Annotated in this window: 20 protein-coding genes; 11 read left to right on the forward strand and 9 right to left on the reverse strand. The window is 50.8% G+C overall.

The annotated features are described in order from the left end of the window. Positions 1 to 74: 74 nt before the first annotated feature. Positions 75 to 800 carry a hypothetical protein gene (locus CHB92_RS05830; RefSeq protein WP_089318251.1) on the reverse strand — a complete coding sequence of 242 codons (726 nt, stop codon included), beginning with the start codon at positions 798 to 800 and terminating at the stop codon, positions 75 to 77. 164 nt (positions 801 to 964) lie between these two features. Beyond that, positions 965 to 1,966, reverse strand: coding sequence for an ABC transporter ATP-binding protein (locus tag CHB92_RS05835; protein WP_089318252.1), 1,002 nt, complete (start codon positions 1,964 to 1,966; stop codon positions 965 to 967). A gap of 333 nt (positions 1,967 to 2,299) precedes the next feature. Here CHB92_RS05835 and CHB92_RS05840 point away from each other — a divergent pair, with 333 nt between their 5' ends. Next, positions 2,300 to 3,100, forward strand: a complete 801-nt coding sequence (locus CHB92_RS05840; RefSeq protein ID WP_089318253.1) for a polysaccharide deacetylase family protein — start codon at positions 2,300 to 2,302, stop codon at positions 3,098 to 3,100. A gap of 69 nt (positions 3,101 to 3,169) precedes the next feature. Here CHB92_RS05840 and CHB92_RS05845 read toward each other — a convergent pair whose 3' ends face one another. Next, a complete protein-coding gene (locus CHB92_RS05845; RefSeq protein ID WP_089318254.1) occupies positions 3,170 to 4,468 on the reverse strand; it encodes a M20/M25/M40 family metallo-hydrolase in 1,299 nt (432 codons plus the stop codon). Between the two features lie 254 nt (positions 4,469 to 4,722). On the opposite strand from CHB92_RS05845, the gene CHB92_RS05850 reads away from it, so the two are divergent. Next, a complete protein-coding gene (locus CHB92_RS05850; protein WP_089318255.1) occupies positions 4,723 to 5,040 on the forward strand; it encodes a hypothetical protein in 318 nt (105 codons plus the stop codon). A gap of 1 nt (position 5,041) precedes the next feature. Next, positions 5,042 to 5,536, forward strand: coding sequence for a DUF2231 domain-containing protein (locus CHB92_RS05855; protein WP_089318256.1), 495 nt, complete (start codon positions 5,042 to 5,044; stop codon positions 5,534 to 5,536). 106 nt (positions 5,537 to 5,642) lie between these two features. Here the strand turns inward: CHB92_RS05855 and CHB92_RS05860 are convergent, their stop codons facing one another. The 3 genes from CHB92_RS05860 to CHB92_RS05870 form a co-directional block, all read right to left on the reverse strand. After that, the gene (locus CHB92_RS05860) at positions 5,643 to 6,218 is read right to left on the reverse strand and encodes a GNAT family N-acetyltransferase (protein ID WP_089318257.1); all 576 of its coding nucleotides are present in this window, start codon (positions 6,216 to 6,218) and stop codon (positions 5,643 to 5,645) included. 61 nt (positions 6,219 to 6,279) lie between these two features. Beyond that, positions 6,280 to 6,921, reverse strand: a complete 642-nt coding sequence (locus CHB92_RS05865) for a pseudouridine synthase (RefSeq protein ID WP_089318258.1) — start codon at positions 6,919 to 6,921, stop codon at positions 6,280 to 6,282. A gap of 41 nt (positions 6,922 to 6,962) precedes the next feature. Next, complete coding sequence (locus tag CHB92_RS05870) at positions 6,963 to 7,553, reverse strand: GNAT family N-acetyltransferase (RefSeq protein ID WP_089318259.1); 591 nt, start codon at positions 7,551 to 7,553, stop codon at positions 6,963 to 6,965. 270 nt (positions 7,554 to 7,823) lie between these two features. Here CHB92_RS05870 and CHB92_RS05875 point away from each other — a divergent pair, with 270 nt between their 5' ends. After that, positions 7,824 to 8,357, forward strand: coding sequence for a serine acetyltransferase (locus CHB92_RS05875; protein ID WP_089318260.1), 534 nt, complete (start codon positions 7,824 to 7,826; stop codon positions 8,355 to 8,357). Between the two features lie 47 nt (positions 8,358 to 8,404). Here the strand turns inward: CHB92_RS05875 and CHB92_RS05880 are convergent, their stop codons facing one another. Together CHB92_RS05880 and fabG are read right to left on the reverse strand one after the other, a co-directional pair. After that, a complete protein-coding gene (locus tag CHB92_RS05880; RefSeq protein ID WP_245842329.1) occupies positions 8,405 to 10,369 on the reverse strand; it encodes a VWA domain-containing protein in 1,965 nt (654 codons plus the stop codon). A gap of 327 nt (positions 10,370 to 10,696) precedes the next feature. Next, complete coding sequence (gene fabG, locus CHB92_RS05885; RefSeq protein ID WP_089318262.1) at positions 10,697 to 11,443, reverse strand: 3-oxoacyl-[acyl-carrier-protein] reductase; 747 nt, start codon at positions 11,441 to 11,443, stop codon at positions 10,697 to 10,699. A gap of 273 nt (positions 11,444 to 11,716) precedes the next feature. Here fabG and CHB92_RS05890 point away from each other — a divergent pair, with 273 nt between their 5' ends. The 3 genes from CHB92_RS05890 to CHB92_RS05900 all read left to right on the forward strand — a co-directional run bounded on the left by CHB92_RS05890 (position 11,717) and on the right by CHB92_RS05900 (position 17,643). Further along, positions 11,717 to 13,048, forward strand: a complete 1,332-nt coding sequence (locus CHB92_RS05890; RefSeq protein ID WP_089318263.1) for a peptidoglycan DD-metalloendopeptidase family protein — start codon at positions 11,717 to 11,719, stop codon at positions 13,046 to 13,048. A 212-nt stretch (positions 13,049 to 13,260) separates the two neighbouring features. Further along, a complete protein-coding gene (locus tag CHB92_RS05895; RefSeq protein ID WP_089318264.1) occupies positions 13,261 to 14,211 on the forward strand; it encodes a UTP--glucose-1-phosphate uridylyltransferase in 951 nt (316 codons plus the stop codon). Between the two features lie 63 nt (positions 14,212 to 14,274). Next, complete coding sequence (locus tag CHB92_RS05900) at positions 14,275 to 17,643, forward strand: UTP--glucose-1-phosphate uridylyltransferase (protein WP_089318265.1); 3,369 nt, start codon at positions 14,275 to 14,277, stop codon at positions 17,641 to 17,643. A gap of 64 nt (positions 17,644 to 17,707) precedes the next feature. On the opposite strand, the gene CHB92_RS05905 is transcribed toward CHB92_RS05900, so the two are convergent. After that, positions 17,708 to 18,316: a tetratricopeptide repeat protein gene (locus CHB92_RS05905; protein WP_089318431.1), complete on the reverse strand. Its 609-nt coding sequence runs from the start codon at positions 18,314 to 18,316 to the stop codon at positions 17,708 to 17,710. A gap of 203 nt (positions 18,317 to 18,519) precedes the next feature. Between CHB92_RS05905 and lpdA the strand changes: the two genes are divergently transcribed. From lpdA to CHB92_RS05925, 4 genes are all read left to right on the forward strand, one after another. Beyond that, on the forward strand, positions 18,520 to 19,914 hold the full coding sequence (lpdA, locus tag CHB92_RS05910; RefSeq protein WP_089318266.1) for a dihydrolipoyl dehydrogenase: 1,395 nt from the start codon (positions 18,520 to 18,522) through the stop codon (positions 19,912 to 19,914). A gap of 121 nt (positions 19,915 to 20,035) precedes the next feature. Further along, complete coding sequence (locus tag CHB92_RS05915; RefSeq protein WP_089318267.1) at positions 20,036 to 20,644, forward strand: hypothetical protein; 609 nt, start codon at positions 20,036 to 20,038, stop codon at positions 20,642 to 20,644. 245 nt (positions 20,645 to 20,889) lie between these two features. Next, positions 20,890 to 21,648 carry a DUF3108 domain-containing protein gene (locus tag CHB92_RS05920; protein WP_144266274.1) on the forward strand — a complete coding sequence of 253 codons (759 nt, stop codon included), beginning with the start codon at positions 20,890 to 20,892 and terminating at the stop codon, positions 21,646 to 21,648. 320 nt (positions 21,649 to 21,968) lie between these two features. Next, a complete protein-coding gene (locus tag CHB92_RS05925) occupies positions 21,969 to 23,087 on the forward strand; it encodes a fatty acid desaturase family protein (protein WP_089318269.1) in 1,119 nt (372 codons plus the stop codon). Positions 23,088 to 23,191: the final 104 nt, after the last annotated feature.

Raw genomic sequence — 23,191 nt, forward strand, 5'->3', positions numbered from 1 at the left:
TTTTTACACTACAAGCAAAAGCCGCAAGTCCTGGAGAACAAGCGGCTTTATGTGCTGCACGAGGCGGGAAATTCTTAAAGCTTGTTGCAGTGCTGCAGTAGCTTTCTGAGTTCTTCCTCATTATCAAAGTCTGGCTTGTTCTCTTTGATGTACTTAGCCACAGAAGACTTATGGTCTGAGAACAGCTTTAACGTGTTTCGCTTGTTTGCCTCTACATAGTGGTCGTTTATGTCTGCCAGATAGTAAGCCGACTTGACCGTAAACTCCATGGTAGCATTGGGGCTAAGCTGGTATACGCCACCGGCATCAGAGTACATACCCGTTGTAGTTGGGGACAAGGAGCTTGACTCTTTGCCCATGGCCCCTTTGTTTTTGATGTCTGCCAGCTCATACTTTTCTTTGATAAGCAGCTTGGTAGAGGCATAGTCTTCCAGTAGCTTCAGGAGGCTTTCCCCTTCTTTATCGTAGAAGTACTGGTCATCGCCGATAGCAATGGAGTGGATGGTGAAAAGGTCTGCGAGTGCCAGGGTGTCATTGGAAGAGTCGATGAACTCAATTTCGCCGGTCAGCAGATTATAGTTCAGCTTGCTTACGACTGTTGTCCCGTTCAGGAAAGTAACCCTCCCGTCTACAAAAGAAGAGTAGCGGTAAGCCTTTTTTCTAATATCGGCATTTACACCTCCGTTTTCAGGGCTGATCTTTATTTTGTCAGGTCCCTGGGCAAAAGCATCCTGAGAACTGAGAAACGCCACGAAAGCCAGTAGCGGGAGTACTTTAAAGAATACCTTTTGTGAAACCATAAGCTTATTCGTTAAGTGAGTTTAGGACAACAAAGCTTTTCTTTAACAAGAGAAAACAAATCTGTAAGCTAAGATAGGATTTACTTTAAACGTTTTGTCATTAATCAGAGTTAATTTTATTTAAGTCCTTCTATATAGTAGTTACGCTGTCGTTGTCCTCTTGCTTACACATAGCCAACACTGTCGATTGCCACTGACAGGTAGATGGTGTCACCTTTGCCGGCTTTGTTTTCTGTTGTTCTAACCGTAACGGTACTCCCGCCTTTTAGCCTTACTTCCAGTTCATAATAGCTGCCATAAAAGGTAACTGCTTGTACTGCTCCAACTAGCACCTGGCTTTTGTCCGTAACAACTTTAAAACTTTCCGGGCGGATCAGCAGGTGCTTTTCCGTTGGCTCCATGCCTAGTGATCTGTAAAACTCTTCTGCCTGCTCGGGAACGATCAGGTTATAGCTGCCGAAAAGAGCCGCTACGTACTCGCTCACTGGTCTCCTGTAGATTTGCTCGGGGCTTCCCTGCTGCAGCAGCTTTCCTCCTCTTATCACCACAATCTCATCTGCCCAGGATAAGGTATCCAGCGGGTCGTGCGAGGTAAGGGTACAGGTAATGCCTAGCCTTTCGCCAACATCGCGCACAACAGACTTCAATATGTTCTTGTGTACGGCGTCCAGGTTAGAGTAAGGCTCGTCTAGCAGCAGCAGTTTAGGGGAGGAGATGAGTAGCTTGGCCAGGGCGATACGTTGTTTTTCGCCTCCTGAGAGGTGATCGGTCCTGCGCTCCAACAAATGGGTGATGCGGCATATCTCGTACAAGGTAGCCGCTTCGTTCCCCGGCAGCGTGTTGGCATAGCGCAGCACCTGTTCTACCCGCAGGGACTTTGGCAGTTCGAAGTGTTGTGACAGGTAGGCAATGCCTGGGTGGCCGGGGACTAACTTTTCTGCAGGACCAAGAACCCTTTCATCCTCACACCACACCTCACCGGCATCGGGCTGTATCAGCCCTGCTATGATTTTCAGCAGTGTGCTTTTGCCCGCGCCTGTTTCCCCGGCAATGGCAATTTTCTGTGACTCCTGCTGGTTAAAGCTGATGTCCTGTAAAGTGAAGTTCCCTTTTTCCTGTATAGAGATTCCTGAAACGCGTAATAAGTGTTTAGTATCTGACTCCATCTATGTGCGAAGTATCGTTTGTAAGTAAGAAACAGCTTTAGTGCTTCCAACCTATTGCTAAAAAGAACGGGAGCAACCTCCTGTAGCCAGAGCTATTGAACTGTAACAGGGTAGTTGCCCTGGCTTGCCAAAGCCTATCTATAAGAGTCTATAACAGAAGCACGGTGTCTTGGGCTTCTGTTAGGGGGAGGAGGACTGTGTTACCAAAAGTACTAACAAAGAGAGCAGCTTTTAAATAAAGTTTTTATCTTACTAAGCTTCTACAGGTATTTATACAGTAAACGCTACTGGATAAGAAGCTGTAGTTTAGTCAATCTATCTCAGAAACGCGAAATGCTCTTTACAAGAACCCTTACTTTTCTGCTCTGCCTGTGCAGCCTGTCTGTTAGTGCACAATGGAATAAAAAGAAAGCCGCAGTAGTGCTTACGTACGACGATGCGCTGAACGTGCACCTGGACAAGGCAATCCCGGCTTTAGACTCTTTAAACTTGAAAGGTACGTTTTACCTCAAAGCCTCTGCACCCGCTTTTACACAACGGCTGCAGGAATGGGAGAAAGCAGCGGCCAACAAGCACGAGTTAGCGAACCACACGCTCTACCACCCCTGTGACGGCAGCAAGCCTGGAAGAAGTTTCGTTACCCCTGATTATGACCTGGCCACCTATTCGCTGCGTCGCATAACCGACGAGATCAAAATGACCAATGCTGTGCTACAGGCAGTGGATGGGAAGAAAGACCGTACTTTTGCCTACCCTTGCGGAGACACGACGGTTGGAGGCGTCTCTTACATGGATCATTTAAAAGGGGACTTTGTTGCCGCACGCGGCGTACATGGTGAAATGGTGCCGAAAACCGGTACGGACCTCTACAACGTTGGTTCTTACGTTATTAACGGCCAGACGGGAGAGGAGCTGATAGCCCTGGTGAAAGAGGCTGAGAAGAAGAACAGCATGGTAGTGTTTCTGTTTCACGGCGTGGGCGGAGAGCACTCCTTAAACGTGTCGGAGGAGGCGCACAGCAAGTTGTTACACTACCTGAAGGAGCATGAAAAGGAAATCTGGAACCCTACGTTTGTGGAGGCCGCCCAGTACCTGAAAAAGACAGGTAAGTCTGCTAGTAAGGCCAATCAATAAGTCTAAAAGCCCCATGCGGGAAGCAGCTAAGCCAACTTCCCGCATGGGGCTTTCCTATAGCACGAAAACTTACCGTACCTGCGACTTATCCACGCGCGTAGGGGTGTCTTCGCCACTCACCACTCCTTTAGAGCCAAGGGCGATGGCCTTAATCATGTTCGTAAGATGCTCCATGTCCAGCTGCTCCAGCTCGTCGTTCACCGTATGGTAGGTTTTATCCTGATCGATCTGTACGGAGGAGATCGTATGGGCCGGTACTCCCAAACGGGCTAACGTAGCGTTATCGGAGCGGTAGAAGAGGTTCTGTTCGGGATAAGGATCCGGGTGAATGCTATAGGTAGTGCCTTGCAGGCGTTTCTGCATCAACTCACCCAGGTTAGACCGTTCGAAGCCTGTCAGGTAAGCGCTGTTCGGGCCAAACTTAGAGGGCTTGCCTACCATTTCGATGTTGAACATTGCCACGATGTCGTCCGGGTTCAGCTGCTCTGAGAAATACTTGGAGCCAAAGCCCCCGATTTCCTCTGCGGCAAAAGCCACGAAAATAAGCGAGCGTTCCGGCTTGCGCTGTTGCCTGTAGTAATCGGCGAGCATCATCATGGCGGTGGTGCCTGCCGCATCGTCGTCAGCGCCGTTGGCGATGCTGTCTCCTGCAATGGTCTCCTGAATGCCAATGTGGTCATAGTGCCCCGAGAAAACGACAAACTCGTCTTTACGCTTTCCCTCGATCATGCCTGCCACATTTGTGAGCTGCAGTTCCTCGATGTTGTTTTCGATCTCTATCTCATAGCTGGCTAGGTTCCGCTGCTCGGTAAGAACGAACACTTTGCTGCCTCCCGCGCCCAACTGCTGCTTTACGCTGCCCTGGCCCAGGTAGTGCTGGTAACGCCTAAAGATTTCCTCGTGTTTAGGGTCAACCAGTACCAGCACATCCTGCTGTTCCTTGTTCAATTCTCCTAGAGCGGTTCGGAAGTTATCGTTTGCGCCAACTGTCACTACCTTTTGCTTCCCGTTGTTTTCCCATTCCAGCTCTTTCTTATCCGTTATGGCGAACAGGTTATCCGCTTGTACCTTCTGGCCGTTTAAGCTAGCCTCCTTTTCTTTTGGCGACACCCGGTACACCGTAAAGCTTTGCAGCAGGTCGTCCTCTCCAGGCAGCGGCTTCAGGCCAATGCGTTTCAACTCACCCTGTATAAACTGGGCTGCCTTTTCGACGCCGGGGGTGAAAGAAGCGCGTCCCTGCATCTCATCAGCGCTTAATGTCTTTACGATGCGGGTAACTTCAGGCTTGGTAATCGTTTTCAGGTTTTGAGCTGACACCGCAGTGCTCAGGCTACAGGCAAGTACAAGAGCGGAAAGATTTTTCTTCATCTAGTGTAGGGCGTTTAATAAGCTTTTGGTGCTATAACAATAAGTGTAATGACTAACGTATCAGTTGTTCATCAAATATACTTATTAAAACTAAATGCGCCTGCCTGAAGTAGCTGTGCGGGAACAGGTTATTTGGCCGCGGGTATGGCAGAAGCAGCCGTCGGTTTAATCCTTTTTTTGAAATTCTTCCATAAAATGCCTTACTTAGGGTATCATCTATATAAATCTTTCACTTTTCGTAAAAACAATTAACTATGAAGAACCTAAAACCCCTTGCCTTACTTATGTTGTTTTTGATCCCGTTCCTGTACAGCTGCCAGGAAGAGACCGACGTGGTAGAATCGGGAGTGTATGAAGGCACCATTGCGGAGGTAGAAGCCGATAAGTCTGAAATTTATGTGGAGACGGCCGAAGGACAGTTGCTGGAGCTGTATTTCACGGACAACACGGTATTGACCCGTAATGGAGAGGAAGTGGCCTTTGACCAACTGGCAGAAGGCGGAAGAGTAGAAGTGGAGGTAGAGAAAGTGGGCCAGCGACTGGATCCGATAGCTGTTAGAATACTGGAGTAACATGACAGATCCCAGTTTCTGGCGGACAGAGGTGTGGCACCCGCTAACGGTGCATTTCCCAATCGCCTTGCTGCTCTTTGCCACGGTAACCAAACTGGTAGCGATGTTTCTAAAGCAGCCTTCTGCCCTGTTCTGGCAGAGGGCTGCTTCTTATTTGCTGTATGCCGGGGCCATTTTCGCATGGCTTAGTATATACACCGGTAACCTGGCAGATGGCATCGTGTCCCGGAAGATCTGTGATCCAACCGTGTTAAAAGGGCATGAAAATGCGGCTTATTACCTGGCTTACCTTTTCTCAGCGGCCACAGTCGCAGACCTTTGCCAGTGGACCGGTTGGTTTAAGGACAGAGCCAAGCTCATTCGTATTTTTGTGCTGCTGCTGATGTTAGGCGGCACCTGGTTTCTGGTACAAGCGGGGCACTCCGGGGCCCGGGTTGTTTACCAGCAGGCAGGCGGGGTAAATGTCCCCTCATCCGATTGCTCGGAATTTATGTAAGCACTACTAAGGCTTCACTTTAAAGCAGCAGCCCTTGCAGGATATTTGAAGAAACTCCTTTGCAAGGGCTGCTGCTTTCTTTACTGTTGGACAAGGGCTATCCGGCTCATACCCACTGTATGTTTTCCGAATCATCCCACTCGTGCTGTAGCAAGCTATACACCTCCAGGTCGTGGAAGTGTTCGTTCAGGTATTCGCCGTCCCGCTGTATGCCTTCCAGGGTAAAGCCCAGCCTCTTTGGGATATTGCTGCTACGGCTGTTACCCACCCCGACTTTTATCTGGATGCGGTTCATCTTCAAAATGCGAAAGGCGTAGCGAATCAGGGTTTTGCAGGAGCGGTACATGATTCCTTTCCCCTGATAGTTTTCCCCCAGCCAGTACCCAATCTCCAGTTTTCTGTTCAGAAAATCTATCTCCTTCAGGTCGATGATCCCCGCCACCTGCTTCTGGTACAGGATCGTGAACAACTGGTTGCTGGCGTTACCGGGTGCAGTCACAGCCTTCAAAAAAGCCTCTGTGTCGCTCACGGCGTGGGTATAGTCTATAAAGGGAAGCCATTCGCGCAGGTAGGGCCGTCCGGCATCTATTAGTTCATAGAGTACAGGCGCATCTTCAACTACAGCCTCACGCAGGTATAAGTCTCCATCGATAGCAAGCTTTAAGGTGGCAGGCGTTTTCATGTAAGCATATTAGCCTTTTGTGGCCCTGTTGAGTTTTGTGAACAGAAAGTAAACCTTCTTATTAAAACTTACGGTTTCTGCCCTTAAAGTTGTTTTTGGACGCTCCGGTTTGCTTTCGGGGCTTATCAGGCTGGTGCGCTAAACTTTTCAGTTGCTCTACCTCCTCTTGTTCCAGTTCCCGGTATGTGCCGGGGGCCAGGTTGCCCAGGGTGAGGGGACCAATGGCAGGGCGGATGAGGCGCAGGGTCGGGTAGCCTACAGCAGCGGTCATCCGGCGTACCTGGCGGTTCATACCCTGGGAGATCCTGATCTCTACCCAGGAGGTAGGAATGTTCTTCCGGAAGCGGATAGGCTTTGCGCGTTCCCATACAGAAGGTTCCTCCTCCAACAGGCGCACCTTGGCGGGTGCCGTTTTGCTCCCTTTTATAAAAACGCCGAGTCGCAGCCTTGTCAGGGCTTCTTCTGTGGGCACTCCATCTACCTGTACCCAATAGGTTTTTTCTACTTTAAACTGTGGGTTTGAGAGGCGGTGCTGTAGCTTTTTATCATCGGTTAGTAGCACGAGGCCCTCACTGTCATAGTCGAGGCGTCCGACCGGGTAGATACCTGGTACAGGCACATGGTCCTTTAGCGTGGCCCGTCCGGCTTCGTCTGTAAACTGTGTCAGTACTTCGTAGGGTTTGTTAACGATGATATACTTCAAGGTAAAAGCTGTGCGTTAGAAGTGAACAATAATATGGGAGCCTACACCTGCTCCCCTTGTGCGAAAAGGGAGGCCTTCAGCTTCTCGTACTCCGGGCGTAGTAAGGAGAGCAGTAGAGAGTCCTCATTTACGCCGTCCACGATATAATGCCCTCTGACAACCCCTTCCTCGCTAAAGCCAGAGTGCTGAAGAAGCCTGTGCGAAGGTACATTATAATCGGCAATAAACGCCTCCACCCGGTACAGGTTCATTTGCTCAAAGCCATAGGACAGCACGGCCCCGAGGGCCTCTGTCATCAGGCCCTTGCCTTTATGCTGGTCATGAAACAGCTGGTAGCCCACTTCCGCACGCCTGTGAGTGGGTATCCAGGTGTGAAAGCCGCATTTCCCGATCACCTGCTCCGTTTTCTTGTCAAGAAGATGAAAGTTGTGGAACGATATAAAATAAGTGACGAAGCCCTGGCGAAAGCGTTCTTTTTCTTCCTCCAGTGCCTCTTTTGCCTGGAAGCCAAAATACGCCATGAGCTCGCTATCGCTGCGGCTGGTCAGAAGTTGCGCATATATCTCCGGGTTTAACTCACGGAGGTACAGGCGCTCAGTTTCGAGCATGGCGGGGGAACTGGTGCTTTTCATCGTTCTAAAATATTGGATAGGCACTTATACGAGAAAAGAGGTATGAGTACCGTGCTGGTAGCGACAAGTAGTTATGCCAAAAACAAGCCTAAAGGCGCAACAGAAACGAAAACAGCCCGGTGCGTTTTCTGGAGGGGGGCTCATCTTCCTGTTTTACATCTGGGAATAGGGTGTAAATAGTTGAAAAAGTAATAAAAGAGCTCCTAAAATAGCCTGACCGACTTTGCCTGTATGCCGTATGGCATATAGCAAAACAGTAATAAACTAAACATGTCATACCTATTTCAGGACTGGGAGGCGAACAGGGGGAACATAAAGGGTAGAATGGTCATGCTGCTGTTCCGGCTTGCACGCCCTGCCTCCAAGAGCAAGTTGCTAAGGCTTATCTGGCTCCCCTACCTGGCTTTTTACAAGGTCTTTGTGGAGTGGTTTCTGTGCATCGAGCTGCCGCATTGGACGCAGGTCGGGGAGGGCTTTTATCTGGGCCACGGGCAGGCACTGGTTATAAACGGATGCTCGGTCATCGGCAAGAACTGCTTTATCAGGCACTCCACCACGCTTGGCAACATCCGCTATGAGGACGGTTCCTACTCGGGCTCTCCGGTTATTGGGGACAACGTAGAGATTGGGTCCAACGTGTGCATTATCGGGGAGATAAGGGTAGGGAACAACGTTAAGATCGGGGCCGGGTCAGTTGTCGTGAAAGACATACCCGACAACTCCATCGCCGTTGGGAACCCCGCCCGGGTAATAAAAACCCTTACTCCTGCAAAGCAAGACCTGCAAGCCGAGTTGGAGTGTTAAGAACCTGCATCGGGCTAAACAGGTCTGGCAGGAGGATGGCAGTACGTTTAGTAGCTGCCGTTGTACTTCCGGACGGCCCATTCGATGCAAACAAGCCCCAGTACCAGGAAAAACAGCCATTTCATGTCTACCAGGTCACTGAGCTCCTCAGAGCTGTAAATCATGTCCCGGTTGTTGGCCTTCAGGATATCCTGCTCTAGTTGTTGGAGTTGGCTGGGGTAGTAAAGCTTTGCGTTCGTGTTGCTGGCCAGTTGGTAAAGCAGGTTATGGTCTGCTACCGCGTTCAGGGCTTCCAGCTGTAGTTCCTCCACCACAAACTCCCCCTCGTCCTGCTGCGGCTGTCCGTTTATGATTGCAGAAGCGGAGTAGGTATAGCGCCCGCCATCTAAGGTGCCGATGTTCACGCTGGGTTGCTTCTCACTGTTTGCAAAGTTAAAGCTCTTGATTAGCCCCTCCTCATCTTTTACCTGCAGGGTGATGTTCTGCCCGTAAATCGGCTCCAGCGCTTCGTTGTAAGCCTCGGCATTGAAGCGAACCTCGTCAGAGCTGGTATACTCTGTCTCCTCCGGGTAAACGTTCAGGCGCTTTTTGTTGCGGGGGGCACTTAAGAGCTGAATCAGGTTGGTGATGAGCTTGTCATACACCTGCGCCTCTTCGTTCTGCGCCGCTTCTACTATGCGCCACTGCCAGGTGCCGGAGGCCAGCATGGTGGCATTCCGTTTCTCCCCTGCTGTTTGTATCACTAGCAGTGGCTTGTTGGTTCGCACCCGCCCTACCTGCTGGTACAGTACTGCCTCTGCGTTCGGCGCAAGGTGTATATCCCCGAAAGGCACGCGGGCCGGGGGGTACTGCTGCAGGCGCTCCTGCGCCTGCTCTGGCAGCATAAAGGTGTTAAAGTTAGCATTAGGGGCTACCGTTACTTCGTCGGCCTGTCCGCTGCTGCTCACATTGAGGCCTACCTTCAAACGGTTGAAGTCGTTCAGGTCGCTTTGTGGACCGAGTACGTAAAGGGCGGGCAGGTTTTTCTGGCGCACCAGATTTAGGGCTTCCTCGCCGCCGGCCACTCTGCCGGGCAGTTGGTGCAGCACGGCCACGTCGTAATCCTGCTGCTTGAGCGGGCTTAGGCCCGGTATAAAGAGGCTTGTCTCGTAGTTCTCGTTCGACTCGATGGCAGCCCGGATGGCCTTGACGTCGGGATGTGGGGCAGCCGCAGCGACGAGTACTTTTATCTTTCCCTTCACCACGTCGATGTAGGCGTGCTTGGTGTTGTTCAGGGTCGTGAACTCTCCCTCCAGTGGCTGTACCTGTATCTCGTAGTGCCGTTTGCCCAGGCCATTTGCCAGCACCTGAAAAGGCACCTGCTGGAAGGGCTGGTCTGGCTTTAAGGTTACCGTCTTGCTTTCGATCGTTTTGCCGTTCTCCTGTAGCGTTACCGTAACGGGAGTGCCCCCAAAGCCTTCCTGCTGCAACTCTACCTCCAACGGAAAGCGGTTGCCGCTGTAGTTTACCTTATTATAGCGTAAAGAGGCTACCAGCACATCTTTTTTCGGAATGGTATCGCCCACTGCCACAGGGTACACCGGGTAGCTGTAGTTGGCGTAAGTGGGGGAGAGGCCCTGGTTCACAATGCCATCGGATAACAGCACCACCCCGGCCAGGTTCTGCTCTGCATAATCTTCCTGTACGCCTGCTAAAAGCGAGCTCAAGTTACTTGTCTCGGCGCCATAATTTACTTCGCTAAGCCGCTGTGGTGCCCGCCCTGCGGTGAGCGTGCGGATCTCAGTCCGGTACCCTTGCGCTTGCAGGCGCGTAAGAACCTGCTCCAGGCCTTGTTCTGCCTGTGCTAGTTGTAGCGAGTCTGTGAAAAGGGCGACGGATTGTGAGTCGTCTACGGCAAGCACAACAGTGGGTGGAACAGTGGTGTTGTTGGCATGGCGCACCATCGGACCCAGCAGCAGGAAGCACAGAAAGCTGACCACCACAAAACGGAGGGCCGCCAGCAGGTAGTTCATGCTTTTAGGCCAGGGGCTGCGCTTGCTGTAGAGCAGCCAGGCACAGAGCAGCCCGACAGCCAGACAGGCCAGTAGCAACCAGGGTGAGTAAGTAGTAATTAGTCTGAAAGAGGACACTTAGTATTTTTAGTATAGTACAAACTTAGACGCAGGCATTAGCGCCACTGCTAAAAGACGGAGAGCTTTTGGTTACAGGCGCTATCTCTCTAAAGATAAAATAAAAAGACCAATGCTACTAACGTAAACGTCGCCGCATTGGTCTTATGATTATACCTTAAAAATTAGGAACGGGAAATTAACCCTTCCTAATTCCTCTGTCAGTCTTAGTTAGGTAAGCATGCCGCCATCTACCTGCAGCACTTGCCCTGTGATATAAGCGGACTGGTCCGAAGCCAGGAAGGCCACGCAGTTAGCTACGTCCTCCGGAGTACCGCCACGCTTCAATGGAATAGCCTTACGCCACTCGTCCACCACTTTCTGGTCTAGCTCGCCAGTCATCTCTGTTTCGATAAAGCCAGGGGCCACGGCATTGCAACGGATGTTTCTGGATCCGAGTTCGAGGGCCACAGACTTTGTGAAGCCGATAATACCAGCCTTGGAAGCGGCGTAGTTCGCCTGGCCTGCATTGCCTTTGATGCCTACCACCGAAGTGATGTTGATGATCGAGCCGATCTTGGCGCGCATCATGTGCTTCGTGGCTGTCTTCGTCACATTGAAGACGGACTTCAGGTTGGTGTTCATCACCGCGTCCCACTGCTCTTCGTTCATGCGCATTAGCAACCCGTCGCGGGTAATGCCGGCGTTGTTCACCACGATATCCAGCTTTCCGAACTCTTTTACCACGTCCTCCACCAGTTGCTCGGCCTGTGCAAAGTCAGCTGCGTCAGAACGGTAGCCTTTTGCCTTCCCGCCGTTGGCGGCCAGCTCTTGTTCCAGAGCCTGCCCTTTTTCTACGCTCGACAAGTAAGTAAATGCCACCTGTGCGCCCATTTCCACAAATTTCTGTGCAATAGCGCGGCCTATTCCTTTTGATGCTCCTGTTACAAGAGCTACTTTTCCTTCTAGTGCTTTCATGGGGGCCAAAGTTAAAAAAGATTTAGACAATGCGAAGCGAGTACAGGAGGACCACCTGAAAGCCCCTGAAAATTGCTGTTTTATAAAGGCTTGAGCAAAGCATAGTGAAGCTGTAATAGAAGGCTTGGAAGGCCCTGTCAGAGTCGGAGTACTATAGGGGATTTTGCTAAACGCATTGTAACATATTTATAATCTGAATATTGTGGTATAAAGAGTTTTTATTTTTATCGGTTAAACTATACTTTCGTGGCAATTAACCAAAGGTACTTCGTAATGCTCAGACGCAGTAAAGGACTTGCCATCCTGATCGCCGTGTCGTTGTTTCTGTTTGTTGCAGCGGCCTACACCCTGAATTTTAGTACAGAAAAGCTGTTGGCACAGGAGATGGGGGAGACCCTGGTACCGGAATTAGCCAAAAAGGAAGAGAAAAGAAAGCCAGCTCCTGTTGTCTATGGCATCCCGACGGATTCGCTCGCCATTGTAGAAGGAAGCGTGAAAAGAGGGGAGAGCCTGTCAGAGCTCCTCTCCCAGTACAACATCACAGCCCCCACTGTGTACGAGCTGGCGAAAAGGTCTAAAGATGTTTTCAATGTTCGCCGTATTGCGGCAAACCGTGATTATACCGTCCTGCACGCGCTCGATTCTGCCCGCACAGCGCAGTACTTTATTTACGAGCCGAACCAGGTAGAGTATGTGGTGTATGACCTGCGCGACAGCCTGAACGTAACACTGGTGCAGCGTAAGGTGGAGGTACTGGAGCGAACAATTGCCGGGGAGATCGAAAGCTCGTTGTTTGAGTCGATGGTCGAAGCAGGTGGTTCCCCTCAGTTGGTGAACAAGTTTGCCGACATTTACGCCTGGCGCCTGAACCTGAACCGCATCCAACCGGGCGACCAGTTTAAGCTGATTTATGAGGAGAAAGTAGTAAATGGCGAAACGATCGGCTACGGAGAGCTGAAAGCAGCCTTCTTTGAACACAGCGGCGAGCCCATCTATGCCATTGGCTTCGACCAGGGCAATGGCACCACTTACTACGACCAGGAGGGCAAAAGCCTGAAAAGGGCTTTTCTGAAAGAGCCGTTGGAGTACACGCGCATTAGCTCCCGTTACTCTAAGCGCCGCTTCCACCCGGTCCAAAAACGTTATAAAGCTCACTTAGGGACGGACTTTGCAGCGCCGCGCGGTACCCCCATCCGTACTGTAGGAGACGGAGTGGTGCTGGATGCCCGTTATACGCGTGGCAATGGCTACTTTGTGAAAATCCGCCACAATAAAACCTATACGACCCAATATTTACACATGTCTAAATTTGCCAGGGGCATCCGCCGTGGCGTGCATGTAAAGCAGGGGCAAACCATCGGCTATGTGGGTAGCACAGGACTGGCCACAGGGCCGCACCTTTGCTACCGCTTCTGGAAAAACGGGCGCCAGGTAGACGCCCTGAAGGTAAAGCTGCCGGCAGCAGAGCCGATAAGAAAAGAGCAGGAAGCCACCTTTACTGCGCTAAAAGAACAGACAGTGAAACGAATGGAGGCCATTAACCTGAGCGGAAAGCAGGAGGAACTGCTGGCTAACAGGAGAACGAAACAACCAAGCGATGCTTAAGCTGTTGTGATTTAAGTGAACATTTGATTTTTAGACGAAGGGCGCTGTTATAGCGCCCTTCGTTGTTTTACACCTATCTGTTTCCCTTTTACCTACCAAACAGCAGGGTTCACAAAGATTATCCTGTAACATTTATACGTTTTTACCGTCTCCTCACGCAGTACATGTGAATATCCTTATATTTAAACTTCGGACCATCACCCTTACCTAACATGAGAATAAAAAAGGCAGTTATAACCGCGGCGGCCCGCGGCGAGAGACTATACCCGGTTGCCGATACCATCCAAAAAGCCATGCTTCCGGTGGTGGATGTGGATGGCTTGCATAAACCGGTGATTCAGATCATTGCAGAGGAGGCTTTTGCCAGTGGCATTGAGGAACTTTGCATTGTCTGTGCGCCCGGGGATGGTGTTCGCTACGAGAGCGCCTTTACTTCCTTGCGGGATAACCTGGTGAAGTCTTTTAAAGGAGTGGACTGGGCCAGAAAAGAAGCAGAGAAGGTAGACCAACTACTGAGCCGCATCCAGTTCCTGGAGCAGGAGCAACCCCTGGGCTATGGCCACGCGGTATACTGTGCCCGCGAATTTGTGCGGGATGAGCCCTTCCTGCTGCTATTGGGGGACTACCTCTATGTCTCTAACCTTGCGCAGCAGCGGTGTGCGGCACAACTACTGGAGCTGGCCTCGCAGGAGAACTGTGCTGTTTCGGCGGTTAACCCTACCATTGAGCATCAGATTGGCCGCTACGGTACGTTAACCGGGAAGCACTTACCCGGCAAGTCGGGTGTTTACAAGATTGAAAAGATTATCGAAAAGCCCTCGCTTAGCGTTGCTGAACTGGAATTGCAGACCCCGGGCCTGCGGGCCGGGTATTACCTCTGCTTTTTCGGTATGCATGTGCTGACACCTGCCGTTTTTGATATCCTGCAAAAAGAGGTGGACCGGGACGGGGACAACATTTTGTTAACCCCTGCCTTGCAGGAACTGGCCGACACCGAAAAGTACCTCGCCCTGGAGGTAAAAGGAAACCGCTACGACATCAGTCGCAAGCACGGCTTGTTAAGCGCTCAAATTGCCTTAGGACTGGCAGGTGAGGCCCACGAAGAAACGCTGACCACAATGGTGGAACTTCTGGCGGAAGCAAACATGCGCAGTGGCAAATAAGCCTGCTCCTGCTGACTCACTTGATCAGAAGGCTTCATTATAACGCTAAGAGAAGAAGGCATTATGAACGTTTTTATAGAAACCATTACCTCTACGGATACTTCCAAACGCAATCGGTCTTTTTACGAGATCAGCCGGAAGCTATCGCCTAAAGAGCTGTTGCAGGCCCTGCGTGAGCTGGATACTTTCCGAAAAACGACCTCCAACCTCTATGATAAAGTAAGGGCTATCCTTTTCCTGTATGCCGGTTTCCGATTTTTCCTTATGGAAGCGAAGGAAGTGCCTGCCACCGGGAAGATAAATTACGAAGGCTTTGAAGACCTGTTGGCAAGGCGATTTGAGCATGCCCTTACCCTTTTCTGGGCAGAACTGGACAAGCACGGACCCAATGCCACGTTGTGCAGCGCCTTTGCCGATAGCTACCACCACCTGTCGTTTCAGATTCTGGGGGACCAGGTGCGGAAGAGCGTGCGCTCCAGCAAGGGAAACCAGTGGATGTTCCGGGTAGGCCACCAGGAGGAACACCCGGTGCGCATACACCCAAAACTGCTGCAGCGCCCGGATAACTCACTTTTTTACCCTGTCCTACACGAAAGTACATCTGTGCGCATGGATCTGACCCACAGCGGCTGGTCCGATATTTTCTTCCTCGGTATGGACTATCCGGAGGGGGCGCGGGTAATTAATGTCTCCATTGATCTGGGGGTCTTTGGCCGTGATAAAGACATTCGCCCACCCCTGCACAGTTACGTGCGGGTTATTCCGGAGCCAGTGCTTCGCCTTACCAGCATCGATTTGAACACGACGAAGGACGTGCAGGACCTGGCGGACCTTTTCAATTTCGGCAATGACTACCTGAGCCTTGTAAAGGCGGGCGTGATTGCCTCTGGCCTGGTTCCGCCTTCATTTGAGGGCACAAACCAGTCCCTGGCCGACATCCTGTCGCGGGTGGTGGCTCCGGGCATGGGCATCGAGTTGGTGACCAAGGTAAACGATATTCCGAAGGGCTCCCGCTTTGCTGTTTCTACCAACCTGCTGGGGTCTATCATCAGTTTACTGATGCGGGCTACCTGCCAGACGCAGAGCCTGGAAGGTGGGTTGCAGGAAAGCGAAAGGCGCCTGGTGGCGTCACGGGCTATCCTGGGGGAGTGGATTGGCGGTTCCGGCGGGGGCTGGCAGGACTCCGGTGGTGTATGGCCGGGCATTAAAGCGATACAGGGTACTTTTGCCGAGGAAGGCGATCCGGAATTTGGCGTTAGTCGCGGTACGCTGTTGCCACGGCACCGGGTGCTGCAGGGAGAAGAAGTACATCCGGAGCTGGAACATAAGCTGATGAACTCCCTGGTGCTGATGCATGGGGGCATGGCCTCTAACGTGGGGCCAATTCTGGAGATGGTGACGGAAAAGTATCTGTTGCGGGGAGAGAAGGAGTGGGAAGCAAGACAGCAGACAAACCAGATTTTTGATAACATCCTGGCGGCCATTAAAGAGGGAGATATCCAGAAGCTGGGGGCCAACACGGCACGCAACTGGGAAGAACCGATCAAGACCATTATCCCCTGGGCCTCTACGTACTTTACAGAGCAGATTATCGCCAAAGCGAAAAAGGCTTTTGGCGAGGACTACTACGGCTTTCTGATGTTGGGCGGCATGTCGGGCGGTGGCATGGGCATGTTCGTAAGCCCGGACAGGCATGAGGAGTATAAACTGCAGGTGCTGGAGATCCTTCGGCAAACAAAGCAAGAGTTGTCCTCCTCGTTGCCCTTCGCCATGGAGCCGGTTGTCTATAATTGGAGCATCAACCACAAAGGTACCTGGGCCAGTTTGCACGAAGGGGAGGAGGCCCTGATGCCGGAGCAGTATTATGCGATTCACGTGTCGGAGTTAGTGCGGAAGGAACCCCATACGATCTCTTATGTGCGCCGAGCGGAGATAGACCATTTCACCACCTATTGCGAGCAGAACAACCTGGCTTATCCGCTGCTGCGGACTATTGTCAGCAACCTGTTTAAAGTGTCTGACCCATCCACGCAGAATAACCGGGGTGCGGAGAACGAGAAAGCCGACCAGATCAAAAAGGACAACGGCTTCGATTACATCCAGCACGAAGAGATACGGGAGCAGTTGCAGAAAGGCCGCATCGGCTTGTCGCGCAACCGCTTGCCAGCCGAAACCTCGATTGAAGACGTGCGTCCGGAAGACCTGGTACAGCTAGATGCCCTTGGCAGCGCAGTCCAAACGGGCGAGGTGGCGATTGCCGCAGGCAAAGTGGCGGTGATGAGCCTGGCTGCCGGTGTGGGGAGTCGTTGGACAAAAGGAGCCGGGGTTATCAAAGCGCTTAACCCTTTTGTGGAAATAGCGGGAGAGCACCGTAGCTTTCTGGAGATACATTTAGCAAAAACACGCAAGGTGGCAGAGAAGTACAGCGCCAGCATTCCGCACCTTATCGCAACAAGTTACCTCACACACGAGCCAATCCGAAGGGAGCTGGAGCAAACACAAAACTTCGGCTATGAGGGGGGGAGTACCTATTTGTCGCCTGGCCGCTCCATTGGGCAGCGCTTTGTACCCATGGAGCGCGACCTGCGCTTTATGTGGGAGGAAATGCCGCAGGAAACGCTGGACGAGAACAAGCAGAAAGTACGGGACGCCGTGCGCAGCAGCATGATCAACTGGGCCAGGTCTAAAGGCGAGGGAACAGACTACGTGGACAACATTGCTGCCCAGCGCTTCTCTCCGCTCGGTCACTGGTACGAGGTCTCGAACCTGCTCCGTAACGGCACACTGGCTAAGCTCTTACAGGAACACCCACAACTGGAGACGATCATGCTGCACAACATCGATACCTTAGGTGCTGACGTGCATCCGGCTGCCCTGGGCTACCACCTGGCGTCTGGGAATGTGCTGACCTTTGAGGTGGTGCCGCGCCGCATAGAGGACCGGGGGGGCGGACTGGCCCGGGTGAATGGGAAAGTCCGTTTGCTGGAAGGGCTGGCGCAGCCCCGGGAAGAGGATGAGCTCAATCTAAGCTATTACAACTCTATGACAACCTGGATACAGGTAGACTTGCTGCTGGAACTGTTCGGCCTGACGCGAGAGGACCTGCAACAGGGAGACGAAGCCCTGTTAGCCAGGGCAGTCAGGAGTGTGGCACACCGTATTCCTACCTATGTTACTATCAAGGATGTGAAGTACCGTTGGGGGCATGGGCAGGAAGACATCTACCCGGTGGCTCAGATCGAAAAGCTCTGGAGCGATATGTCGGCCCTGCCCGACGTGAAGTGCGGCTATATTGCCGTGCCGCGCTACCGTGGCCAGCAGCTGAAGGACCCGGCCCAACTGGATGCCTGGGTAACGGACGGCAGCAAAGACTACGTGGCCTCCTTGGGGACTTTTGCTTCTGCGGAGGCTGTGCTGGAGCAAGAGCTTTAGGAAATGAAAAAGGGAAGGCTTAGCAACCTTCCCTTTTTCATTTCCTAAAGCTCAGCTATGCGACTTACTTACAATACTTATTCAGGTAGGTCGCTGCATCCTTTAAACCCAGTGATTGGGCTTTTATCCAATCGGCACAAGCGCCTGCTTTGTCTCCGAGGTTATACTTGGGAGCGCCGCGGTTATAAATGGCCTCATCGTAGGTTGGGTTAAGGGCGATTGCCTGGGTGTAATCCCTGACGGCTCCATTGTAATCCTTCAGGCCATAGCGCACCAACCCACGGTTATTATACGCCTTTGCATCTTTTGGTGCCAGCTCAATGCCTTTATCAAAATCCAACAGGGCGCTGCGGTAGTCTTTCTGGTTGTACTTCGACAGTCCCCGGCTCAGGTAAGCTTCCGTATAGGTTGGATCCAGCGCAATGGCTTTGGTAAAATCCTCGATGGCACCGCGGTAGTCCAATAGCCGGTCTTTAGCTACTCCCCTGTTGGTTAGAGTCACCACATGCTTGGGCTCCTGCTTTAGCACGGCATCATAATCCTTTATGGCTTCTGCGTACTTGCCTGCCTTAAACTTCTTATTCCCACTCACAAAATAGTCTTTTGCTGTTTGCTGGGCAAAGGCAGTACAGGCGACAAAGAGAAAGAGCAACAGGGTGAAAAATTGCTTCATAGTGTAAGAGAGGGCGATTTTCGGACAAAAGTACAGCAATTTGAAAGAAGTTTAAGACAGAAAGCCTGTTTTTGTGCTGAATTCGGCTATCTGGACAACGCTCTGCCGTCCTTAATGGCAAAAGCAAAGGCTGGCAGCGGGATAGGTTTTGCAGAGTTGGGATTATCGTTTAATTTTGCTCTACAACTATATATAAAGAAACTATGGCATCAAAATACGATTTAGTAGTAGTTGGTAGTGGCCCGGGTGGGTATGTGGCAGCTATCCGTGCCTCACAGCTTGGCATGAAGGTAGGTGTTATTGAGCGTGAGTCGCTGGGTGGTATCTGCCTGAACTGGGGCTGTATCCCGACCAAAGCGTTGCTGAAGAGCGCAAGCGTTTTCGAATACATTAACCATGCTGCCGACTATGGCATTACGGTAGGAGATGCATCAGTAGACTTCGGTGCTGTGATTAAGCGCAGCCGCGGAGTAGCAGACGGCATGAGCAAGGGCATCCAGTTCCTGTTCCGTAAAAACAAGATTGATGCTATTTTCGGCAACGGTAAGCTGGTAGGCAAAGGCAAGGTAGAGGTAACGGATGCCGATGGCAAGAAGAGCATTGTAGAGGCTACAAATATTATCCTGGCTACTGGAGCCCGTTCCCGTGAACTCCCTAACCTGCCCATTGATGGCAAGAAAATCATCGGTTACCGTCAGGCCATGGCGCTGGATAAGAAGCCGGAGAGCATGGTAGTGGTAGGTTCCGGTGCTATCGGAGTAGAGTTTGCTTACTTCTACAATGCCATGGGTACGAAGGTGACTGTTGTCGAGTATATGCCGAACATCGTGCCTGTAGAGGACGAAGAGGTGTCCAGACAGCTGTCTAAATCATTTAGAAAGTCTGGTATCAACATCATGACGGATTCTTCTGTGGAGTCGGTGGATACCAAAGGAGATATCTGCAAAGTGAAAGTAAAGACGGCTAAAGGCGAGGAAACCCTGGAAGCGGAGGTCGTGCTTTCTGCCGTTGGTATCCAGACAAACCTGGAGAACATCGGTTTGGAATCGCTGGGCGTGAAAGTAGACAGAGGCCGTGTAGTGGTGGACGAGTTCTACAAGACAAGCGTAGACGGCATCTATGCCATCGGTGACATCGTACCTGGCCCTGCTCTGGCGCACGTGGCGTCTGCCGAAGGTATAATCTGCGTGGAGAAAATTGCCGGCGAAAACCCTGAGCCATTGAACTATGGCAACATCCCGGGTTGTACGTACTGCACACCTGAGATCGCTTCTGTTGGTTTAACAGAGAAAGCTGCCCGTGAACAAGGACTGGAGATCAAGGTGGGTAAGTTCCCATTCTCTGCATCTGGTAAAGCTAGCGCAGCCGGTGCAAAAGACGGCTTTGTGAAAGTGATCTTCGATGCGAAGTACGGCGAGTTCCTGGGCGCGCATATGATCGGTAACAACGTTACGGAAATGATCGCCGAGGTAGTAGTAGCCCGCAAGCTGGAAACGACCGGCCACGAGATTATCAAGTCCGTACACCCGCACCCAACCATGAGCGAAGCCATCATGGAGGCAGCCGCCGCCGCTTACGACGAGGTAATTCACCTGTAGCAGGTTGTATAGCGAAAGATACTTAAACGGCGGGAACTTATTTCTCGCCGTTTTTTCATTTTAGTCTATAATCTGTTCTAGGTTTACAGTAATTGATAAGCTATATCCTTATCTTTTTATTATGAAACTAAAAGTAGGCACGCTTGTCTTAACTACTGCTCTGCTGTTTTGGGTTGTAGGGTATGTATTTAGTGATGATTACTATTTTAATAACTTGATAGCAGAAAAGGGGCTAAAAACACCAGCGGACGCATTAGAGTTTGTTTGTAAAGAGACCTCATTTGCAATTGATAAACCAACATCAGGTCTTACACCAAGATACTTGCTTTCTGTAAGAAAGCATCTCTATTGTGATGAGGGAGCCGTTCTTTTAGCAACAATAGTACACGAGCTCGGCTTTGAAACAAGACTAGTTGATTTAGCGAGCAACGATAGTACAAGCAGACATACTATCTTAGAAATCTTTGAAAATGAGAAGTGGGTGACTTACGACACCGTTCAGAACATGCGGGGAGCTAGCTATCACATGGTATTGGAAGGTTATGAAAGTGAAGACTGGAGGCACGGAAGCCAAGTTGAAACAGCAGCTTATGAAACATGTAGGAACAAAGAAAACCACCTTGGCCTTAGTCCTAAATATCGACAATATCCCAAGATGTATAACTGGTTCGTGCAAAACAATTTTTTTATCAAACACTTAGTTTTAGAGCTAAGGGGGATACCTGGCTAGTTTTATCTACACTTGGTCAGCCATGCGACCAAGTGTAGATTGCTTCTACTATTATAGACATGAACACTGCTTACAACGAGGTAATTCACCTGTAGCAGGTTGTATAGCGAAATACAGAAGGGGTTGGTCGATTTTTCGGCCAACCCTTTTTTCTTACTGTTACCTTTGCCGGATCATTTTTCCCTCTTCCGGAGCAAAGAGGCCGTGCCACTGATACCAACCGAAACCAATTACATACATAAACTATGAAAAAATTACTTTTAGCCGTTTGCAGTTCGTTGCTGTTCACTTTTGCTGTGGCCCAACCCGACACCGTGCATGTTTCTGCAAATACTCTAAGGATGAAACAACTGAAGCCGGGCCTGCGACAGTACGTGGTTACCATTCAAAGGCCGGACAAGCCCGGCGTGCTGAACCAGTCGTTGTGGAACCGGGATGTACGCTTTGAGAACTATAAGGGCAGAGAGCGCCTCGTAATACGGCAGAACTGGGTCGGTACGGACAGTACTGTCAACCGGAAAATTTTTTCTATTTGCGAGAAGAATTTCTCGCCCATCTACCATACCAGCACCTCCTTTAGAGGTACAGCAGCCTTTGAGTTTCAGCAGGGGCAGGTGGTAGGCTCCGACACCACACGGAACAATGCCTTTAAAGGCTTTCAGGTCCCTTCGCCGGAGCAGGCCTTTAACTGGGAGCTGGACCTCGAGTTTTTTGAGGCCTTGCCCCTGAAGGCAAATACAGTGTACAGCATTAACTTTTACCACCCGGGTAGTAAGCCGGGGCCTTCCGAAAAGCTGTACCAGGTAGTTGGCTCCGAAAAAATACCAACATCCAGTAGCACCCAAACAGACTGCTGGAAACTGCGCATCGACTATGACAAGGGGAATTACGCCATGTTCTGGATCAGCAAAAAGGAACACGAGGTCCTGAAGATGGAAGAGAGCTTTAATGGGGTGATCAGGCACAAAGTGAAACTGAGCACAACGGCTGGCAACTATATTTAAAACAGAGGGGTGGCAGGCCCTTGGCTTGTTACCCCTTCGTTTTGGTGCCAACGCAGCGCTTATTTCGGTGTGACTGGATATTAATTTCACTTGAAACCTCCTGCCGTAGCCGGATTACCAGTACTTATACTTAAATTGTGGCCTTATTTTTAAATGAAGTTCGATACAAACACATAAACTTCTTCTAACACCTTGCTGTTCACATTAGCAGGTAGCAAGGAGAGGTTCTTCTTCAGCTAAACCCTTAACTGCCAGTAACTGTAATTCACCCTGTACTTTTCCATCTAGTGTGAATCTGTCTTATTACATCAGTACCCCCTATGAAGCTTAAAGGCAAAGTAAAATTTATCAATAAAGACAAAAGCCTGTTTTTCCCGACCTTACGCAAACGCGTGGATACCTACTTTCAGGAGAATAATCTTTCTAAAACAGGCAATGCCAGCATACTCACAAAGAGCATCATACTGCTATTACTCTACCTGGTGCCATTTGCCCTGCTGCTTGCCTTTGCACCCGGCCTAAGTGTTAGCCTGCTGCTATGGCTTGCTATGGGAGTGGGGGTAGCTGGCGTCGCAATGAGCGTGATGCACGACGCCAACCATGGCGCTTTCTCTAAAAGCAAGGTTATTAACTACCTGATGGCGCACTCCGTGAACCTGTTAGGAGGCTCTGCCTTTAACTGGAGACTGCAGCACAACATATTGCACCATACCTATACCAATGTGGTGGAAATGGACGAGGACATCGATGACATGGTGTTCATGCGCTTCTCGCCTCATACAAAGGTGCGGTTCTACCACAAGCTACAGTGGGTCTATGCCTTCCTGTTTTACGGACTTTTAACGCTTTACTGGGTCGTACTGAAGGACTTTGTGCAGTTCTTCCGGTTTATCAGGAACGGTGTGAATGCCAATTCCAAAGCACAGAACAGTATTGCATTTACAAAAATTGTGGTGTTTAAGGTGCTGTACTTCTTCGCCATGCTGGTAGCCCCTACACTGCTATTTGGTATTCCTTTCTGGGAGGTGCTTGTGGGCTTTCTGCTGATGCATTTTGTGGCTGGCATTATTCTGTCGACAGTGTTCCAACTGGCGCACACTGTTGAAGGCACGAGTCATCCCCTCCCTAATGCCAGTGGTGCCATCGAGAATGACTGGGCTATTCATCAACTGAACACGACGGCAAACTTCTCCCGCAAGAGTAAACTGCTTTCCTGGTACGTGGGTGGCTTAAACTTCCAGATCGAGCATCATTTGTTCCCGCGTATCTGTCACGTACACTATCCGGCACTTGCTGGCATTGTAAAAGAAACTGCCGCGGAGTATGGCATCCCTTACATCGAGAGCAGGACTTTGATGCAGGCGGTACGCTCGCATGTGAACACCCTGCACCGGTTTGGGCGCCTTAGGCTTCCTAGCTTAAATGAAATTATGGCGTAGCGATACGCTTAATGCATCTGAAACGGCAAGAGCTTCCTGTTCTTGCCGTTTTTTTTGCACGGTAGCCTTTCTATGTTGTCGAAATTGTTATCCCCGGCTGGAGT

This window comes from Pontibacter ummariensis (genome assembly GCF_900188175.1).
In the GTDB taxonomy this organism is placed as follows: Bacteria; Bacteroidota; Bacteroidia; order Cytophagales; family Hymenobacteraceae; genus Pontibacter; species Pontibacter ummariensis.

Bases quoted from the DNA above. Each gene is read 5' to 3' on its own strand.
- lpdA (WP_089318266.1), top strand. From the start codon at position 18,520: ATGGCATCAAAATACGATTTAGTAGTAGTTGGTAGTGGCCCGGGTGGG.
- CHB92_RS05835 (WP_089318252.1), bottom strand. From the start codon at position 1,966: ATGGAGTCAGATACTAAACACTTATTACGCGTTTCAGGAATCTCTATA.
- CHB92_RS05860 (WP_089318257.1), bottom strand. From the start codon at position 6,218: ATGAAAACGCCTGCCACCTTAAAGCTTGCTATCGATGGAGACTTATAC.
- CHB92_RS05925 (WP_089318269.1), top strand. From the start codon at position 21,969: ATGAAGCTTAAAGGCAAAGTAAAATTTATCAATAAAGACAAAAGCCTG.
- CHB92_RS05830 (WP_089318251.1), bottom strand. From the start codon at position 800: ATGGTTTCACAAAAGGTATTCTTTAAAGTACTCCCGCTACTGGCTTTC.
- CHB92_RS05845 (WP_089318254.1), bottom strand. From the start codon at position 4,468: ATGAAGAAAAATCTTTCCGCTCTTGTACTTGCCTGTAGCCTGAGCACT.
- CHB92_RS05905 (WP_089318431.1), bottom strand. From the start codon at position 18,316: ATGAAGCAATTTTTCACCCTGTTGCTCTTTCTCTTTGTCGCCTGTACT.
- CHB92_RS05880 (WP_245842329.1), bottom strand. From the start codon at position 10,369: ATGAACTACCTGCTGGCGGCCCTCCGTTTTGTGGTGGTCAGCTTTCTG.
- CHB92_RS05870 (WP_089318259.1), bottom strand. From the start codon at position 7,553: ATGAAAAGCACCAGTTCCCCCGCCATGCTCGAAACTGAGCGCCTGTAC.
- CHB92_RS05900 (WP_089318265.1), top strand. From the start codon at position 14,275: ATGAACGTTTTTATAGAAACCATTACCTCTACGGATACTTCCAAACGC.
- CHB92_RS05920 (WP_144266274.1), top strand. From the start codon at position 20,890: ATGAAAAAATTACTTTTAGCCGTTTGCAGTTCGTTGCTGTTCACTTTT.
- CHB92_RS05915 (WP_089318267.1), top strand. From the start codon at position 20,036: ATGAAACTAAAAGTAGGCACGCTTGTCTTAACTACTGCTCTGCTGTTT.
- fabG (WP_089318262.1), bottom strand. From the start codon at position 11,443: ATGAAAGCACTAGAAGGAAAAGTAGCTCTTGTAACAGGAGCATCAAAA.
- CHB92_RS05840 (WP_089318253.1), top strand. From the start codon at position 2,300: ATGCTCTTTACAAGAACCCTTACTTTTCTGCTCTGCCTGTGCAGCCTG.
- CHB92_RS05850 (WP_089318255.1), top strand. From the start codon at position 4,723: ATGAAGAACCTAAAACCCCTTGCCTTACTTATGTTGTTTTTGATCCCG.
- CHB92_RS05855 (WP_089318256.1), top strand. From the start codon at position 5,042: ATGACAGATCCCAGTTTCTGGCGGACAGAGGTGTGGCACCCGCTAACG.
- CHB92_RS05895 (WP_089318264.1), top strand. From the start codon at position 13,261: ATGAGAATAAAAAAGGCAGTTATAACCGCGGCGGCCCGCGGCGAGAGA.
- CHB92_RS05875 (WP_089318260.1), top strand. From the start codon at position 7,824: ATGTCATACCTATTTCAGGACTGGGAGGCGAACAGGGGGAACATAAAG.
- CHB92_RS05890 (WP_089318263.1), top strand. From the start codon at position 11,717: ATGCTCAGACGCAGTAAAGGACTTGCCATCCTGATCGCCGTGTCGTTG.